Annotated in this window: 15 protein-coding genes and 1 other RNA gene; 10 read left to right on the top strand and 6 right to left on the bottom strand. The window is 32.7% G+C overall.

Annotation, left to right across the window (positions count from 1 at the left end; translation table 11 throughout):
- The first annotated feature begins 43 nt into the window (after positions 1-43).
- The gene (locus B5X47_RS02835; protein ID WP_242950987.1) at positions 44-436 is read left to right on the top strand and encodes a DUF302 domain-containing protein; all 393 of its coding nucleotides are present in this window, start codon (positions 44-46) and stop codon (positions 434-436) included.
- A 72-nt stretch (positions 437-508) separates the two neighbouring features.
- On the opposite strand, the gene B5X47_RS02830 is transcribed toward B5X47_RS02835, so the two are convergent.
- The 4 genes from B5X47_RS02830 to B5X47_RS02815 all read right to left on the bottom strand — a co-directional run bounded on the left by B5X47_RS02830 (position 509) and on the right by B5X47_RS02815 (position 4,827).
- Positions 509-1,369 carry a DMT family transporter gene (locus tag B5X47_RS02830; protein WP_079588695.1) on the bottom strand — a complete coding sequence of 287 codons (861 nt, stop codon included), beginning with the start codon at positions 1,367-1,369 and terminating at the stop codon, positions 509-511.
- A 25-nt stretch (positions 1,370-1,394) separates the two neighbouring features.
- Positions 1,395-2,516: an aminotransferase gene (locus tag B5X47_RS02825; protein ID WP_079588694.1), complete on the bottom strand. Its 1,122-nt coding sequence runs from the start codon at positions 2,514-2,516 to the stop codon at positions 1,395-1,397.
- 27 nt (positions 2,517-2,543) lie between these two features.
- Complete coding sequence (locus B5X47_RS02820) at positions 2,544-3,536, bottom strand: ornithine cyclodeaminase family protein (RefSeq protein WP_079588693.1); 993 nt, start codon at positions 3,534-3,536, stop codon at positions 2,544-2,546.
- A gap of 115 nt (positions 3,537-3,651) precedes the next feature.
- A complete protein-coding gene (locus B5X47_RS02815) occupies positions 3,652-4,827 on the bottom strand; it encodes a PucR family transcriptional regulator (RefSeq protein ID WP_079588692.1) in 1,176 nt (391 codons plus the stop codon).
- A 264-nt stretch (positions 4,828-5,091) separates the two neighbouring features.
- Between B5X47_RS02815 and B5X47_RS02810 the strand changes: the two genes are divergently transcribed.
- From B5X47_RS02810 to B5X47_RS02790, 5 genes are read left to right on the top strand one after another with little or no spacing between them, the layout of a single operon-like run.
- Positions 5,092-6,639: a type I restriction-modification system subunit M gene (locus tag B5X47_RS02810; RefSeq protein WP_079588691.1), complete on the top strand. Its 1,548-nt coding sequence runs from the start codon at positions 5,092-5,094 to the stop codon at positions 6,637-6,639.
- Positions 6,636-7,817, top strand: coding sequence for a restriction endonuclease subunit S (locus B5X47_RS02805; protein WP_079588690.1), 1,182 nt, complete (start codon positions 6,636-6,638; stop codon positions 7,815-7,817). Before B5X47_RS02810 ends, B5X47_RS02805 begins: the two co-directional genes overlap by 4 nt.
- A 2-nt stretch (positions 7,818-7,819) precedes the next feature.
- Complete coding sequence (locus B5X47_RS02800; protein WP_079588689.1) at positions 7,820-10,918, top strand: HsdR family type I site-specific deoxyribonuclease; 3,099 nt, start codon at positions 7,820-7,822, stop codon at positions 10,916-10,918.
- Positions 10,919-10,959: 41 nt separating this feature from the next.
- Positions 10,960-12,345, top strand: coding sequence for a serine hydrolase domain-containing protein (locus tag B5X47_RS02795; protein WP_079588688.1), 1,386 nt, complete (start codon positions 10,960-10,962; stop codon positions 12,343-12,345).
- 25 nt (positions 12,346-12,370) lie between these two features.
- A complete protein-coding gene (locus tag B5X47_RS02790; protein ID WP_079588687.1) occupies positions 12,371-12,559 on the top strand; it encodes a hypothetical protein in 189 nt (62 codons plus the stop codon).
- 125 nt (positions 12,560-12,684) lie between these two features.
- Here the strand turns inward: B5X47_RS02790 and ssrA are convergent.
- Positions 12,685-13,037, bottom strand: a transfer-messenger RNA (tmRNA) gene (gene ssrA / locus B5X47_RS02785).
- A 172-nt stretch (positions 13,038-13,209) separates the two neighbouring features.
- Here ssrA and B5X47_RS13760 point away from each other — a divergent pair.
- The gene (locus B5X47_RS13760) at positions 13,210-13,368 is read left to right on the top strand and encodes a hypothetical protein (protein ID WP_013362172.1); all 159 of its coding nucleotides are present in this window, start codon (positions 13,210-13,212) and stop codon (positions 13,366-13,368) included.
- A 1-nt stretch (position 13,369) separates the two neighbouring features.
- Here the strand turns inward: B5X47_RS13760 and B5X47_RS02780 are convergent, their stop codons facing one another.
- Positions 13,370-14,140 carry a purine nucleoside phosphorylase YfiH/LACC1 family protein gene (locus B5X47_RS02780; RefSeq protein WP_079588686.1) on the bottom strand — a complete coding sequence of 257 codons (771 nt, stop codon included), beginning with the start codon at positions 14,138-14,140 and terminating at the stop codon, positions 13,370-13,372.
- 117 nt (positions 14,141-14,257) lie between these two features.
- On the opposite strand from B5X47_RS02780, the gene B5X47_RS02775 reads away from it, so the two are divergent.
- The 3 genes from B5X47_RS02775 to B5X47_RS02765 are packed head-to-tail and all read left to right on the top strand — an operon-like array spanning position 14,258 to position 16,650.
- Positions 14,258-15,178, top strand: coding sequence for an alpha/beta hydrolase (locus tag B5X47_RS02775; protein ID WP_159446376.1), 921 nt, complete (start codon positions 14,258-14,260; stop codon positions 15,176-15,178).
- Positions 15,179-15,222: 44 nt separating this feature from the next.
- Positions 15,223-15,696 (top strand): HAD family hydrolase, encoded by a 474-nt coding sequence (locus B5X47_RS02770; protein WP_079588684.1) that lies wholly within the window; start codon positions 15,223-15,225, stop codon positions 15,694-15,696.
- Positions 15,697-15,717: 21 nt separating this feature from the next.
- Positions 15,718-16,650 (top strand): magnesium transporter CorA family protein, encoded by a 933-nt coding sequence (locus B5X47_RS02765; protein WP_079588683.1) that lies wholly within the window; start codon positions 15,718-15,720, stop codon positions 16,648-16,650.
- Positions 16,651-16,783: the final 133 nt, after the last annotated feature.

The raw sequence follows: 16,783 nt of genomic DNA, 5'->3' as shown, positions 1-16,783 counted from the left end.
GTTCTAAGTGTGAATAGTAATTTGATTGAAAGTTAAAGGAGGAATGAACGTGGGCATAGTTTATGAAAAAAGTACAAATAAAAGTCTAACTGAGGCAATCAGTTCTTTAGAGAGTAATTTAAAGGAAAGTGGTTTTGGGATACTATGGCAGCTTAATTTCAAAGATAAATTACAAGAAAAAGGTCTAGAGTTCAAGGATGATTTTGTAGTATTAGAGGTATGTAATCCAAAGCAAGCAAAAGAAGTTCTAGAGGAAAACATTCATATAGGTTATGTTCTTCCATGTAAGATGGTAGTTAGAAGAGAAGACGATAAAACTTATATAGGAATGACAAGCCCAGAGGCCCTTATTGGATTGTTCGAAGGTAGTGACTTAAAAGAAGTTGCTAAAAAAGTTGAAGAAGCTCTACAAAATTCAATAGAAGCTTCACTGTAAAATAAGCCTTGCAAAGGCAGGGCTTATTTTATAGATTATTTCATTATGATGACTAGTTTTATACACAATAATTTATAGTTCGCTAATTAGAATAGCAATTAAAATAGCAATAGCACCAAAAATCATTTTAAGTGTAATAACATCGCCAAGAATTAACACAGCAATAATAGTTCCAAAAACGGCTTCCATGCTAAGAATAATCGATGTAGCTGTTGGACTTGTATATTTTTGGCTTAGGATTTGAAGATAATATGCAGTAGCTGTTCCGATTATCCCGAGATAAAAAACCGATAGACTAGTTGGTGAAGTGATGTCAGTAATAATAGTTATAAAACTAAAATCTTTCATAATAAGTAAAAAAATTGTGGATAAAATCCCTATTACTCCAAACTGTACAGTGGACATTACTGCTGCATCTTCTCTATCAATATAATAGCCAGCTATTACTATTTGAGCAGCAAACATAATACTACTAATTAGAGTTAATATATCACCTATGTTGATGCTCATATCACTGTTAAATGAAAGAAGAGAAATTCCATAAAAACATATTGCAGTACCTAAATAGGTTTTTAAATTTGGCGTTTTCTTAAATGCAAACCAAGTAAGAAATGGAACGGCAATCACATATGCTCCACTTAAAAAAGCTTGCTTACTAGCTGTAGTATAAATTAATCCATAAGTTTGCAATATAAAAGCTAAAAATAAAGCAAGCCCACATAAAAAACCACCTATACAATTTTTAAATTTAATGTTCTTAAATTTTTTTCTAAAAATAGTAATCATTAGAATAAAGGCAATCATAAATCTTGTTGCCATGAGGCTTATAGGAGTTAGTCCATAAAGAGCCATTTTATTAAAAGTAAAAGTTGAACCCCAAATAATAGCAACTAGAACTAATCCGATTAGTGAAGCATTCTTTTTTGAAATCATTACTCAATTCTCCTTAAAAAAATATTTATCCCCAATAAGTTTCCAAGTATTCTGTCAATTTTGACAATCCCTTTTTAAGAATATCTTCACTATTTGCATAGCCAATTCTTATATAACCTTCCATATCTAGAACTTTACCAGGAACAAGCATTACGCCTGTTTTATCTAGTATATCTTTGCATAGCTCTTCTGAACTTATATCCATGGAATACTTTAAAAATGCTGTTGTACCACCTTTAGGGCGAATATATTTTAAGTGTTTTGACTCGTTAACCCATTTATCTAGTATTTCTATATTTTTTCTTACTATGGAAAGACTTCTTGCTAGAATCTTATCTTTGCTTTTTAAGGCAATAGTCGCAAGATAATCGTCTATCATACCACAGCTAATAATATTATAGTCTCTTCTTTTGTTGGCCATTTCAATAAATTGTTTAGAACCTACTACCCATCCAATTCTAAGCCCTGCAAGAGAAAATGTTTTTGAAAGACTTGCGGTGCTTATACCTTTTTCATATAAATCTACGATTGATGGAGTAAAGCCTTCTACATGATCAAGACCACGATATACCTCATCACACAGAACATAGGCATCAACGCTTCTTGCTACATCTACTATTTGATTTAGCAAATCAAGACCTATGACAGAACCAGTAGGATTATTAGGATTATTAATGCTAATAATTTTTGTGTTAGGTTTAATTAGCGATTTTAGTTCATCAATATCAGGAATAAAATTATTTTCCCATCGTAATGGTAATATATCTACATTGGCTCCTAGAGACTCTGGAATAGAATAGTGCTGTTGGTAGGTTGGTAAAACAGATATAGTATGGTCGTTAGGTTCTATAAGAACATCATAAACAAGAGCATTTGCTCCTATTGTTCCGTGTGTAACTGTGACATTAGCTATATCGATATTTTGATATAACTTACAAATCTCTCTTCTAAGGTCTAGGGAACCTTCTATGTCGCCATATGTCATCTTCATTTTTCTAATATTATCAAAAGCACTATCTTTTATATCTGACATCTCAAGCAATTCATTTATAGTGATTGAAGAAACACAAGTTTCAGCAATATTGTATAAAGCGTTATTTTCATACTTTGCCATCCACATTTCTACTCCAAAATCTTTTATATTCATGGTTGACCTCCCGTGCTTTATTGTAATTTAGAATTTAACTTCAGTACCGATATTGATTTTTTTTGCTTTTTGAATCGCGATGTATCCTGCAGCTATGTCTTGAAGACCAATACCTGTAGAATCGAATACAGTGATGTCATTATCAGATGTTCTTCCATCATATTCTCCATTTAATACATCACCGATTTCACAAATTATATCTTCTTTAGTTATTGTGCCATTATTGATTCCAACCTCAAACTCTCCCACACTTACAGATTGCAAAATATCATCTGTAAAAAGTTTTGCAGATTTAAGTATATTTTCATCGATTTCCTGTTTCCCAGACATGTCTGAACCCATACAGCTAAAATGAGTGCCAGCTTTTACCCACTCTTTCATAATCAAAGGTTTTTTAGATGGGGTTGCAGTAACTATAATGTCAGAATTTGCTACAGAGGTTTCTAAATCTTGTACAGGGATATATTCTATACTATCTAACTTATATTCAAACTTAGATATAAATCCTTTAGCAGATTCGAAGTTAATAGGGTCATATACAAAAACTTTTTTTAATCCTTTAATTACTGTTTGCATTGCTCTTATCTGATAAGAAGCTTGATGACCTGAACCTACCATTAACATTACTTCTGAATTATTTCTAGCTAGATATTTTGCTCCAATAGCTCCTGCGGCTCCTGTTCTCATTCCAGTCATATGTTCTGCACTTATTGTCCCAATAGGCAGTCCTGTACTTGAATCGAAAAGCATAACAATTCCAGAAAGCGATGGCAATCCTTTAGAAGGATTATTACCAAACCATGAAACAAGTTTTAATCCGTAAACTCCCATTTTATCAAGTGTGCCAGATTTAATATCCATATCAGCAACACCTTTTTCAAATTCATGAAATACTAGAGGAAAAACCTTTCCGCTTCCGCTGGATTTCTCTTTGTAAACATTTTCTATACCTTCTATAACTTCTTCTAATTCTAGCAACTGCCTTGTATCATCTTCTGATAAAACAAATATTTTATGCATTTTGTTTAAACCTCCTTTTTATTTAATAATAAGGTAATTTAAAAAATGTATCTTTGTTTTGAATAATAAAAAAAGCCATTACTTTTGTATTTGTTCACAAAAGTAATGGCTAAGGTTAAGAGTTAAAATCGTCGTGTAATAAATGAATTTTAATTGCTAAAGATAAATTCTCATAAAAAACAAAATCATTAGCATTGGGGTCTAGTTTTTCGCGGAGTTTATTCATTCGATATCTAACCGTATTTTCATGAATAAAAAGATTGTCTGCAGTCAATTTTGGATTTCCCTCACATTTAATATAAGCAATAGCAGTTTTTATTAGTTCCTTAGAAGAATCAGATGGATTATGTGTAATCGGATTGAGGTAATTTTTCATATATTGGTTTATATGCTTGGATTGCTGATTTGATATTATAATGCTCCAAGTTCCTAAATCAGAATAATTTTTTCTTTCTTCAGATAATAATTTAGCAACTTTATTACTCCATATAGCTTCTTTAATACAGAAATCCAGATTAATTACAGGATTGTGTATTGAACTAGTTCCCACTGTGTAATTCGAGATTTTAATACCAGTTAAATTAAGAATATCTAAAAAAGATTTTTCGAATTCTGATTTTAAATCCCTATTAGATATTAATATTATTAAAAAAAACTCGCGATACTTATATAGAAAGCTTTTTTCATCACGGTATGAATGATTATTGTAGCTATTTATTATATAGGTCATATCTATAGATGATAAAGGAATATATGGACTTAGACAAAATGCAACCGAATATTTTAAAGGAGAGATTCTCATCTCTTTAGAAATAAATCCAACTTCACCACGTTCTAAATCGTTTAAATACAATAATTCTATTTTTGTTTCAATTCTTTTTATCCAATCTGATACTTGAATTATATTATCAATTTCAGTGATGATTTCTTCAAAATATAATGAATTGTCAAACAAAACAATAGGAAAATCTTTATTGTTACAAAGGTCAATGATGCTTTGAGGTATTTTTTTAAAGAAAATATTTTTAATGGCTAAACCACTAACTTTAAGGGCTATAAGCTGTTCGACCATTTTCAAAAGTTCAGATTCATCCCCATTAGTAAACATAAGGCTTGCAACTAAAAAATCACCATAACCAAACGGCTTATTATTTTCAAAAAAACCTTCAATTGAAAATTCATAATCTATTATACCTGTTTTTATAACTTCGCTTTCTAACCCAGCACAACCACATACCACAGGGAAAGCACTTAGACTACTATTTTTTATAACATCGGATACTGTAATCATAATTCAACCTCATATTTTCTATTTGAAGTATTTTAAACCTTTTTTTACTTTGAATATATTATATACTGAATTATTCATATAAAAACACAATAAACATTAAAAGATTTCGATATAACAAAAACTAATATTAAAATTCTATTGACCTTTCGTTAAGTATTAAAATGACTGACCATCATTGCTAAACCAATATCAAAGCGATAAAATAGAAATAGTATATATAAAAATACCCCCAAACAATTAAGTAAACTAATCGGAGGAATAAACATGACAAGTGCAGCGCAAAGAGCTGAATTACAATCACAAATATGGAAAATAGCAAATGATGTAAGAGGTTCTGTAGATGGATGGGATTTCAAACAATATGTCCTAGGAACATTATTTTATAGATTTATAAGTGAAAACTTTTCTAAATACATAGAAGCAGGAGATGAAAGTATAAACTACGCAGAGCTTCCTGATGATATCATAACTAGCGAAATCAAAGACGATGCAATCAAAACAAAAGGCTACTTTATATATCCTAGCCAGCTATTTGAAAATATTGCAAAAACTGCCAACACAAATGAAAGCCTAAACACAGACCTAGCATCTATATTTTCAGCTATTGAAAGCTCGGCTAATGGATATCCATCTGAGCTAGATATCAAAGGACTATTTGCAGATTTTGACACTACTAGCAATAGACTAGGAAATACAGTAAAAGATAAAAATTCTCGCCTAGCCGCAGTTATAAAGGGAGTTTCAGGGCTTAAATTTGGTGAATTCGAGGATAACCACATAGACCTTTTCGGGGATGCCTATGAATTCTTAATATCAAACTACGCCGCCAACGCTGGGAAATCAGGAGGAGAATTCTTTACGCCTCAGAGCGTATCTAACCTTATCGCCAAATTAGCAATTCATGGTCAAGCCTCAATCAACAAAATCTATGATCCAGCGGCTGGGTCTGGCTCGCTATTACTTCAAGCAAAGAAGCAATTTGATGAGCATATAATAGAAGATGGATTTTACGGTCAAGAAATAAATCATACAACATATAACCTTGCTCGTATGAATATGTTCCTACATAACATAAACTACGATAAATTTCATATAGCACTTGGAAACACTTTATTAGACCCTCATTATGGAGATGAAAAACCTTTTGATGCAATAGTATCTAACCCTCCATATTCTGTAACTTGGATAGGAAGTGATGACCCTACCCTTATAAATGATGATAGATTTGCACCTGCAGGAGTTCTAGCTCCAAAGTCAAAAGCAGACTTTGCCTTTGTACTTCATTCACTGAGCTACCTATCAAGTAAAGGTAGAGCCGCTATAGTATGCTTCCCTGGTATATTCTATCGTGGTGGAGCAGAGCAAAAAATCAGAAAATATTTAATAGACAACAACTTTGTAGAGACAGTAATATCACTAGCTCCAAATCTTTTCTTTGGAACTTCTATAGCTGTCAATATCCTAGTCCTATCAAAACATAAAACAGATAACAAAACCCAATTTATAGATGCAAGTGGAGCAGATTTCTACAAAAAAGAAACCAATAACAATGTTCTAACAGAAAAACATATAGAAGAAATAATGAAGATATTTGACACTAAAGAAGATATCCCTCATGTTGCAAAATGCATAGATTATGAAGCTATAGTAGATAATGACTACAACCTATCAGTAAGCTCATATGTAGAGGCAAAAGACACAAGAGAAATAATAGATATAAATGAGCTAAACAAGGAAATAAAGACTACTGTAGCAAAAATAGACAAGCTAAGAACTGAGATTGATGAAATAATCGAGGTGATAGAGGGATGATACAGTCAAATTTTATGGAAAAGTTGCTTGATGGGGTTGAAGTTGAGTGGAAGACATTGGGAGAGGTTGCAGAAATTTATGGAGGACTTTCTGGAAAAAGTAAAAACGATTTTGCAGATGGAAATGCTTTATATATTTCATATAAAAATATATTTGATAATATAGAAATAAATTTTGATAAACTTGAATCTGTTAAAGTATCAGATTCAGAAAATCAGCATGAAGTAAAGTATGGCGATATTTTATTTACAGGTTCATCAGAAACTGCAGAAGAAGCTGGAATGTCTTCAGCTGTTACAACAAAATTTACGAACAAAATATATTTAAATAGTTTTTCTTTTGGAGTTAGATTTAATGATGATATTAATATAACACCAGAGTTTTCAAAGTACTTATTTCGCAGTCATTTTATGCGTGTTGAAATTGCAAAAACAGCTAGTGGAGTCACTAGATTTAATATATCTAAAGCAAGATTTAAAAAGATTTTAATCCCTATCCCCCCTCTAAAAGTACAAGAGGAAATAGTCCGCATTTTAGACACCTTTACAGAGCTTACAACAGAGCTTACAACAGAGCTTACAACGCGTAAAAAGCAATATACTTATTACCGTGATAAGCTACTTAGTTTTGAAGAAGGAGAAGTTGAGTGGAAAACCTTGGGAAGTGTGGTAGAAATTCAACGAGGAAAAAGGCTTGTTAAAAGTGAGTTAGAAACATTAGGAAAATATGCTGTTTTCCAAAATTCTATGGTTCCTCTTGGATACTATCATAAAAGCAATGTTAAAGCTAATACAACTTTTATTATTAGTGCAGGTGCAGCTGGTGAAATTGGTTACAGCAATGTTGATTTTTGGGCTGCAGATGATGTTTATTTTTTCTTGCATAATAATAAAATTAAAAGCAAATATCTTTATTACTTTTTATTAACCCAGAAAACTAAAATTTCTAGTCAAGTTCGTAGAGCAAGCGTTCCAAGATTGTCAAAAATGGTAGTTGAGAAGCTTATCATTCCAATCCCACCTTTACTGGAACAAGAAAGAATAGTATCCATCTTAGATAAATTCGATGCCTTAACATCATCTATCACTGAGGGTCTACCTCGTGAGATAGAGCTTCGTCAAAAGCAATACGAGTACTATAGAAATATGCTTCTTAGCTTTCCAAAACAGGAGGTCTAGTCATGGCAGATTATAAAACTATTGCAGAATCAAAGAAATTCATAGTTCTAGATAAATACACTAAGTGTCCACAGGTAAATGAAGCATATCAGAGCGAATACAATTTAGAGAGGGAATTTATCACTGATTTAGAAAATCAAGGCTATGAATATGTACAGGGGCTAAATAATACCGAGAAAATTCTAGTTAATATTCGGATTCAGCTAGAGGAGCTTAATAAAGTTAAGTTTACAGATGCTGAGTGGGTTAGATTTTGTGAGCAGTATTTAGACAAGCCTAGTGATAATCATATTGACAAGACTCGTAAGATTCACAATGACTATATATTTGATTTTGTGTTTGATGATGGGCATATTCAAAACATCTATCTAGTAGATAAAAAGAATATTGCAAGAAATAAAGTGCAGGTCATTTCTCAGTTTGAGCAAAAAGGTTCTCATGCCAATAGATATGATGTGACTATCTTGGTAAATGGTCTACCTCTAGTACAAGTAGAGCTGAAAAAAAGAGGAGTAGCTATACGAGAAGCCTTTAATCAAGTCCATAGATATAGTAAAGAGAGCTTTAACTCTGAGAACTCTCTATATAAGTATGTGCAGATTTTTGTGATTTCTAATGGTACTGATAGCAGATATTTTGCTAATACTACTAGGCGTGATAAGAACAGCTTTGATTTTACTATGAATTGGGCAAAATCAGATAATACTCTTATCAAAGATCTAAAGGATTTTACTGCTACATTTTTTCAGAAAAATACTCTGCTAAGTGTATTACTCAAATACTCAGTGTTTGATACTAGTGATATTCTCCTTATTATGCGTCCATATCAGATAGCTGCTACTGAGAGAATATTATGGAAGATAGAAAGCTCATATCAAGCAAAGAAGTGGAGAACTACTGAAAGTGGTGGGTATATTTGGCATACTACAGGCTCGGGTAAGACTCTTACAAGTTTTAAAGCGGCTAGGCTAGCAACTGAGCTGAGCTTTATTGACAAGGTGTTTTTTGTGGTAGATAGAAAGGATTTAGACTATCAGACTATGAAGGAATATCAGCGTTTTTCTCCTGATAGTGTCAATGGCTCAGAAAACACAATAGGGCTAAAGCGAAACATAGAAAAAGATGATAACAAGATTATAGTTACTACTATTCAAAAGCTAAACAATCTAATGAAAAGTGAAACAGACCTAGCTATATATGATAAGCAGGTGGTATTTATTTTTGACGAAGCCCACCGCTCACAATTTGGTGAAGCTCAAAAAAATATAAATAAGAAGTTTAAAAAGTTCTATCAATTTGGCTTTACAGGTACTCCTATATTTCCAGAAAATGCTCTAGGCTCTGAAACTACAGCAACTGTATTTGGCAGGGAGCTACATTCTTATGTAATCACTGATGCCATAAGGGATGAAAAGGTACTTAAATTCAAAGTGGATTACAATGATGTGCGCCCAAAGTTTAAAAATATAGAGACTGAGCAAGATGAAAAGAAGCTATCGGCTGAGGAAAACAAAGAAGCTCTTCTTCATCCTGAGAGAATTAAGGAAATATCTCAGTATATCCTTAATAATTTTAAGACAAAAACTCATAGATTGACTGCAAATGGAAAAGGGTTTAATGCTATGTTTGCAGTTAGTAGCGTAGATGCGGCAAAGCTATATTATGAAGCTCTAAGTAATCTTCAAAAGGGCAGTGAAAAACCTCTTAGGATAGCTACTATATTTTCATTTGCGGCAAATGAAGAGCAAAGCGCTATAGGTGAGATACTAGATGAGACATTCGAGCCTTCTGCTATGGATTCTAGTGCAAAGGAATTCCTAGGCTTAGCAATAAAGGATTATAATGCTATGTTCAAGACAAACTACAGCGTAGAAAGTAGTGAGTTTCAAAATTACTATAGAGATTTAGCTAAAAGAGTAAAGGAAAAAGAAATTGATTTACTAATTGTTGTAGGGATGTTTCTGACAGGATTTGATGCTCCTACTCTAAATACTTTATTTGTGGACAAAAATCTTAGGTATCATGGACTTATCCAAGCATATTCTAGGACCAACCGTATATATGATTCGACCAAAACCTTTGGCAATATCATTACTTTTAGAGATTTAGAAAAAGCAACTATAGATGCCATTACTTTATTTGGAGATAAAAATACTAAAAATGTAGTTCTAGAAAAAAGCTATACGGAATATATGCAGGGCTTTACAGATGTGGCAACTGGAGATGCTCGCAGAGGATATGTAGATGTAGTAAAGGAATTAAAAGAGAGATTCCCAGATATAGATAATATAGTTACGGAAAAGGATAAAAAGGATTTTGCTAAGCTATTTGGGGAATACCTAAGAGTTGAAAACATCCTGCAAAACTACGATGAATTCACAGCTTTAAAAGCTATACAGCAGCTAGATATTACTGATGAAGAGCAAGTAGAACAATTCAAGGTTACTTATTATCTAAGCGATGAAGAAATACAGGCTATGAAAGAAATAGAAGTTCCAAGCGAAAGAACCATACAAGATTACCGTTCTACCTACAATGATATACGTGACTGGCTAAGAAACCAAAATGCTGGAGAGAAACCAGAAAAATCTACTATTGATTGGGATGACGTTGTATTTGAAGTAGACCTACTTAAATCTCAAGAAATCAATTTGGATTATATTCTAGAGCTTATATTTGAGCATAACAAGAAATCAAAGGATAAGGAAGCCTTAGTTGAGGATGTGCGTAGACTCATTCGTTCTAGTGTGGGAAATCGTGCAAAAGAAAGCCTAGTAGTTGACTTTATAAACCAAACAGACCTAGACAAAATCAAGGATAAGGCTAGCATCATAGATGAATTTTTTACATTTGCCCAGGCAGAGCAACAGCGTGAGGCAGAAGAATTGATAATCTCAGAAAAACTCAATGAGGATGCTGCTAGAAGATATATATTAAGCTCATTAAAAAGAGAATATGCAAGTCAAAATGGAACAGAGCTTAATGAAATCTTACCTAAAATGAGTCCACTTAACCCTGAATACCTCACTAAAAAGCAGAGCGTATTTCAAAAGATAGCTGCTTTTGTGGAGAAGTTCAAAGGGGTGGGGGGGAAACTATAACTAAATAAAGAGTGGAGTTTATATTTCAGGAGGATATTGAAATGCAAAATAAGTTATTTAAAGTATTTAATATAATCATGATTATAATAGTACTAACTTTAGTATTAACAAATTGTAGGAGTGAATATTCGATTGATAGTGAAAACTTGTCCTATAAAGTAGATGAGTATGTCAGTGCTTTAAATAAATTAAATTCAAATCCAACTGTTAATGGAACTATACTGATTGCAAAAGGGAAAGATGCTATTTTTAATCAAAGTTATGGGTTTAGTGACATTGAAAATGAAGTTGAATTTAATAATCAAACCAAGTTTAGGATAGCTTCTGTCACGAAACTCATTACTGCAATAGCTATTATGCAATTAATTGAAGACGGAAAACTTGGACTTGAAGATGAAATATCGAAATATATACCAGATTTTAATAGAGGGAAAGAAATAAAAATACACCATCTTTTAACACATACCTCAGGGATAATAAGAGATCCTGTTGTGACAAACACACAGTACGTTTCCAAAGAAAAATTGATTAATAGTTTTAAATATAGAAATTTGGAATATACCCCTGGGACACAGTGGAGGTACAGTAATTGCAATTATCAAATATTGGCTTACATTATAGAGAAGGTATCTAAGCAAAGCTATGAAGATTATGTAGAGCAAAATATTTTTAAACCTGCAGAAATGCAAGATACCGGTTGTGATATAGGAAAAGATGAAATAGAAAATATTGCTGTTGGATATTATTCTTTAGATGGCGAAATTAAGAAAGCATCTCCAGTCAATATGTCTGTAACTTTTGGCTCAGGACATATTTATTCTACAGCACAAGATATGTATAGGTTATACAATGCATTAATCTCAGAAAAACTAATTACTAAAAACAGTTTTAAAGCTATGTCTAAAAATAATACTAAATTAGATATGGAATTTGGATATGGTACGTTTATGGGAAATATTGCAGGACATAGATGGATTGGACATTCTGGAAACTTATCAAATGGATATAGTTCAAGTTTTGTGATTTTCCCAGATGAAGATATAGCAATTATTTTATTGACAAATATATCATTCCAAGATATGAACGAGTTGACAAACACAATCGGAGCAATCATATTTAATAAAGATTATCTTCTTCCTAAAAAAATTGAGGCTGTTAAGCTTAAGAATGAAGTACTTGAAAAATATGAAGGAGTATATAAGTCGAATGACGGGCAGAGAGTCAAAATTAAACTTGTAGATGATAGGTTATGCGTTGTTGGAGAAGCATCTACTTTTTTTGAATTGGTTCCATACTCAGAAACAGAATTCTATGTTAAAGAGCATCAGTCAACAAAAATAAAAATGCTTCTAAATAAAAAAGATGAAGTAGAGGGTCTGATTTCTAAGGAAAACTCAATGATAATAGAAGCTAAAAAAATAGAATAAAGTTTAATCCATTGTTGAAGTTTGCATGTCAAACTTTCACAAAAATCAAAAAGTACTTAATTCAAAAAGCATAAACATGCTTTATACTCCAACAATTAATAAATTAGGAATTTATAGTTTAGTTTTTGATTCATATGGTCTTGGATATTACTTAGACAATCTTTCAAATGGGAATCAAGCTATTTCCCATGGAGGGATAGCTGAAACTATTTGAAGTGTTAACAAAGCCAGTATTATCTTAGAAACGTTAGAAATTTAAAACTAAAGAATAAACTATGTAAAACTTTATCAAACAACAAAAGCCTTGCAAATGCAAGGCTTTATGTTTGTTCTTCATATTGGTGGAGATGACGAGAATCGAACTCGTGTCCGAAATCCATTCAATAAAAGCTTCTACGAGTGTAGTCGTTGAATTTAAATTTCGCTTCCTTGGCGCCCCAACAACTAAGCTCCCTATCAGCTACATCTGAATTATTCTACTTTATGTCCAGATATCCACAAAGCAGTGCCCTACTATCTGACGTTTTCATCCAAGTCGTAGGAATCTCGGTGAAAACGAGCAGCAACTAAGCCGCTAAAGCGTAATTTTCGTTTGCGTTTAATTTAAGTTCCCCATAGTTTTACGTGATAAAGAGGAGTTACACGACTCGCTACCCGTACCTTCAAGACCCCGTCGAAACCATTACATCCCCGGTTGCAAACGTAGTATCTTAATGATATATTAACACAGAATCTTCAAAATGACAATTTACATAGATATTACAAAATGAAGATTCAAATGCTTAGTTTATCGTATAGGAATAAAAGTTTAAAAGTGTTAAAATATACATAGCATTTATATTATAGCAAAAGGAGAGCTTAATTATGCCTTGGAAATTAAAGTATGAAAAAGATGACGATATGGTAGCTTTGGATTTTGAAACAAAAAATCAACTAGATGATTATATTAAATCAAATAATCTAGAGCATGCCTGGAAAGTAGTAGAACAAATTAAGGCTGTTGTTCCAGCTGATAAAGAATAAGCTAAATTTCCATAAGTAGAGCCATTCTGCCAGAGCTTTCTTTATCTCTTCTGTAGGAATGAAATCTCATATCAGAAAAAGTAGATAGGTTACTCAGGTAGATATGCTCTTTTAAGATTTTGTTATCAAGGGCAACTCTTTGAATTATAGATACCAAATCAATATGATATTTGTTAGCTTTTTTAGAGATTACTTCATCAGCAAAACTAAATGAACTACGAAATATTTTAGCTACATCCTCATCCACTTCAAAATCATCATATCCTATAGATGGCCAGATAAAGCAGTGAATATCTGATGGCTTTGAATCATAGTTTGAAATCATATCAGTTATTGCTGATTCGATTATTTTTAGTGATGTGCCTTTCCAGCCTGAGTGAACAGAAGCTAAAACTTTATTTTTAGTATCCCATAAGGTTATAGGTGTGCAGTCTGCATACTGAGTTATTAAGGTAATGTTAGGCATGCTTGTTATGAGTCCATCTGTATTATCTAGATATCTGCCTAGGAAAAATTCAGTTCCATCACTTAAGGAGTTTATTATTCCTATGTTTTTGTCGTGGATTTGCTGTGCGAAGTAGGTTTGCTTGGAGTTTAGCTTAGCAAATGCTTTTGCTTTATCATAGTTTTGAATTAGGTTTGATTTATCATTGTTTGTTTTTACTCCCATATCCTCTGGATATGTTGTAAAGCAGTGCTTGATTCCGAGGTTACTTAGCTCGTCCCACTGCATATAGCGTGATGATTCAGAAGCAATAAATTTAAGAGACATTGTTACCTCCTAGATTATTTTGTTTAATTTAATGGTAATTTGAGTATATCATATCATAGCATGAGTATCGATTCTTATATGATGTTTGTTAGCTTTATAAAAAGGAGATTGAGTGTTATGAAGTTTAATGAAGGCTATTTTGATAGTCAAGGAGACATCAAGGTATACTATTATAGCTGGGTTCCTGAAAATCCAAAAGGAGTTATCCAAATAGCTCATGGCATGTGTGAGAAGGCACTAAGATATAGTTATGTAGCTGAAAAATTAGCGCAAAATGGATACGCTGTTTATGCAAACGACCATAGAGGGCATGGAAAAACAGCAGCCATGGAGTATGGATATATGGGCAAGGGCGATGGATTTTTACTTATGGTGAGAGATATGAAAAGTCTCACTGATATTATTGCGAAAGAGCATCCAAATCTGCCGATATTTTTGCTGGGACATTCTATGGGCTCTTTTTTGAGCGTAAGATATGCTCAGCTTTATGCAAATCTTCTTTCAGGTGTGATTTTTTCTGGGACTGGAGGATTTGACCAAGTAGCATCAAGTAGAGCAGGAGCAAGGCTTGCTAGAATTTCTATGAGCATTTTTGGACCGAAAAGAAAGGCTTATTATATAGAAAAGACCACTAAAAAGCTATTTAATAAAAGAATAGATAAGGTTATTACTGGGGCTGAGTGGTTATCTAGAGACAACAAAGTAGGAGAAGATTTTGCAAGTAAAGCAGATTTAGGTTTTATCTTTACTTCTTCAGCATATTACTATATGTTTAGAGGGATAATAGAAAATTTTAATGAAGCAAATATGAAAGCTATTCCTAAGTCGCTAAAGATATATTTATTCTCAGGGGAAGAAGACCCTGTTGGAAATTATAGTGATGGGGTAAAATATATGTATAGTCTTTACAAGGATCAGCTAGGTATAGCTGACGTTACACTTAGGCTTTATGAAGGAGCAAGACATGAGATGCTCAATGAAATCAATAAGGATGAAGTAATAGAGCACCTGATTGATTGGTTAAATAATAGGAGTTAGTACGATTTGTAATAGATTTGAGATGAACTAAGGAGGAGTTATTCATGGTAAGTATAGACATTCCAGGTAAAGGGAAGATGAATATAGAAAATCTTGTACTTGATTTTAATGGTACGATAGCCTATGATGGCAACATTAAAAATGGCATTAGAGAAAAAATCCAAAGAGTACATGAGATGGGAATAAATATATATATTTTGACGGCAGATACTTATCATCAGGCTGCTGAGCAGTGCAAGGATATGCCTATTACTTTAGAGATTTTTGATGTGGATAACGCAGCTCTTAGCAAAAGAGAAATCGTGAACAACATAGATTCAAAGATGACTATGACCATAGGAAATGGAAACAACGATGTAGAGATGTTTGAGGAAAGCATATTATCTGTTGCAGTCATAGGAGATGAGGGATGCGCAGTAAAAGCTATTTTTGCAGCGGATATCATAACCAATAATATCGACGATGCGATTGATTTATTATTAAATCCACATAGAATCAAGGCTACACTTAGAATGTAAGAACTAGGAAGGAGTGCGCTGATGCTTAGAATTTTTAAAACTATAGATGATGTGACTGGCGAGATAGATGAAATGGAAGATGGCGCATGGATATATATGGTTAGTCCTACCCCAGAGGAAATAGAAACTGTAAGGCTAAGATACAACGTAGATGAGAGTCACATGAAAGCAGCACTTGATGAGGAGGAAAGCCCTCGTATAGATGTTGAGGATGAAAGCACTCTTTTTATTATTGACGTTCCAGTTCCTCAGGAAGACCCTAGTGGTAGGCTTTATGGAACTATTCCTATAGGTATAATTATTGCAAAGGAAGCTATTATAAGTATATGTACTAAAGATGTAAAGATTCTTACTGACCTTATAAAAGGGCGAATGAAAGGCTTTTATACTTACAAGAAAACTAGAATTATACTTCAAATCATGTACAAAGTAGCTACTTATTTCTTGCTTTATCTAAAGCAAATTGATAGAGTGAGTGTCCAAGTAGAAAGAGAGCTTCACAAATCGATGAAGAATAAAGAGCTTATTCAGCTATTATCTTTAGAAAAATCCTTGGTTTACTTTACCACGTCCTTAAGAGCAAATGAAATGGTGTTTGAAAAGATGCTAAGGCTCGATGCAGTTAAAAAGTATCCAGATGATAAAGAATTACTAGAAGATGTAATCATAGAAAACAAACAGGCTATAGAAATGGCAAATATCTATAGCAATATACTAAGCGGTACTATGGATGCCTTTGCTTCTGTGATTTCAAATAACCTAAACATAGTGATGAAGGTGCTTACATCTATCACTATAGTTATGGCTATACCAACTATTATTGCAAGCTTATTTGGAATGAACGTGCCAGTGCCTTTTGCTGCCAACCCAATGGGCTTTTGGATAATTATTTTTATAGCATCAGTAATGTCCTTTTTAGCAGCACTATTTATGGTGAAAAAGCAGTTGTTTTAATAGCAATAAAAGACAGTGTAAACTAAGGATTTATTATCCGAAAATATACACTGTCTTTTTTGATAAAATGTTTTAAAAACTTTAAAATCAGGATTGTTTAAAACAAGTAATTAGCATGAGTTTTTATTACTTA

This window comes from Acetoanaerobium noterae, from assembly GCF_900168025.1.
In the GTDB taxonomy this organism is placed as follows: domain Bacteria; phylum Bacillota; class Clostridia; order Peptostreptococcales; family Filifactoraceae; genus Acetoanaerobium; species Acetoanaerobium noterae.
The sequence above is the reverse complement of the archived record's forward strand: the minus strand, read 5'-3'. Positions and strand labels throughout refer to the sequence as shown.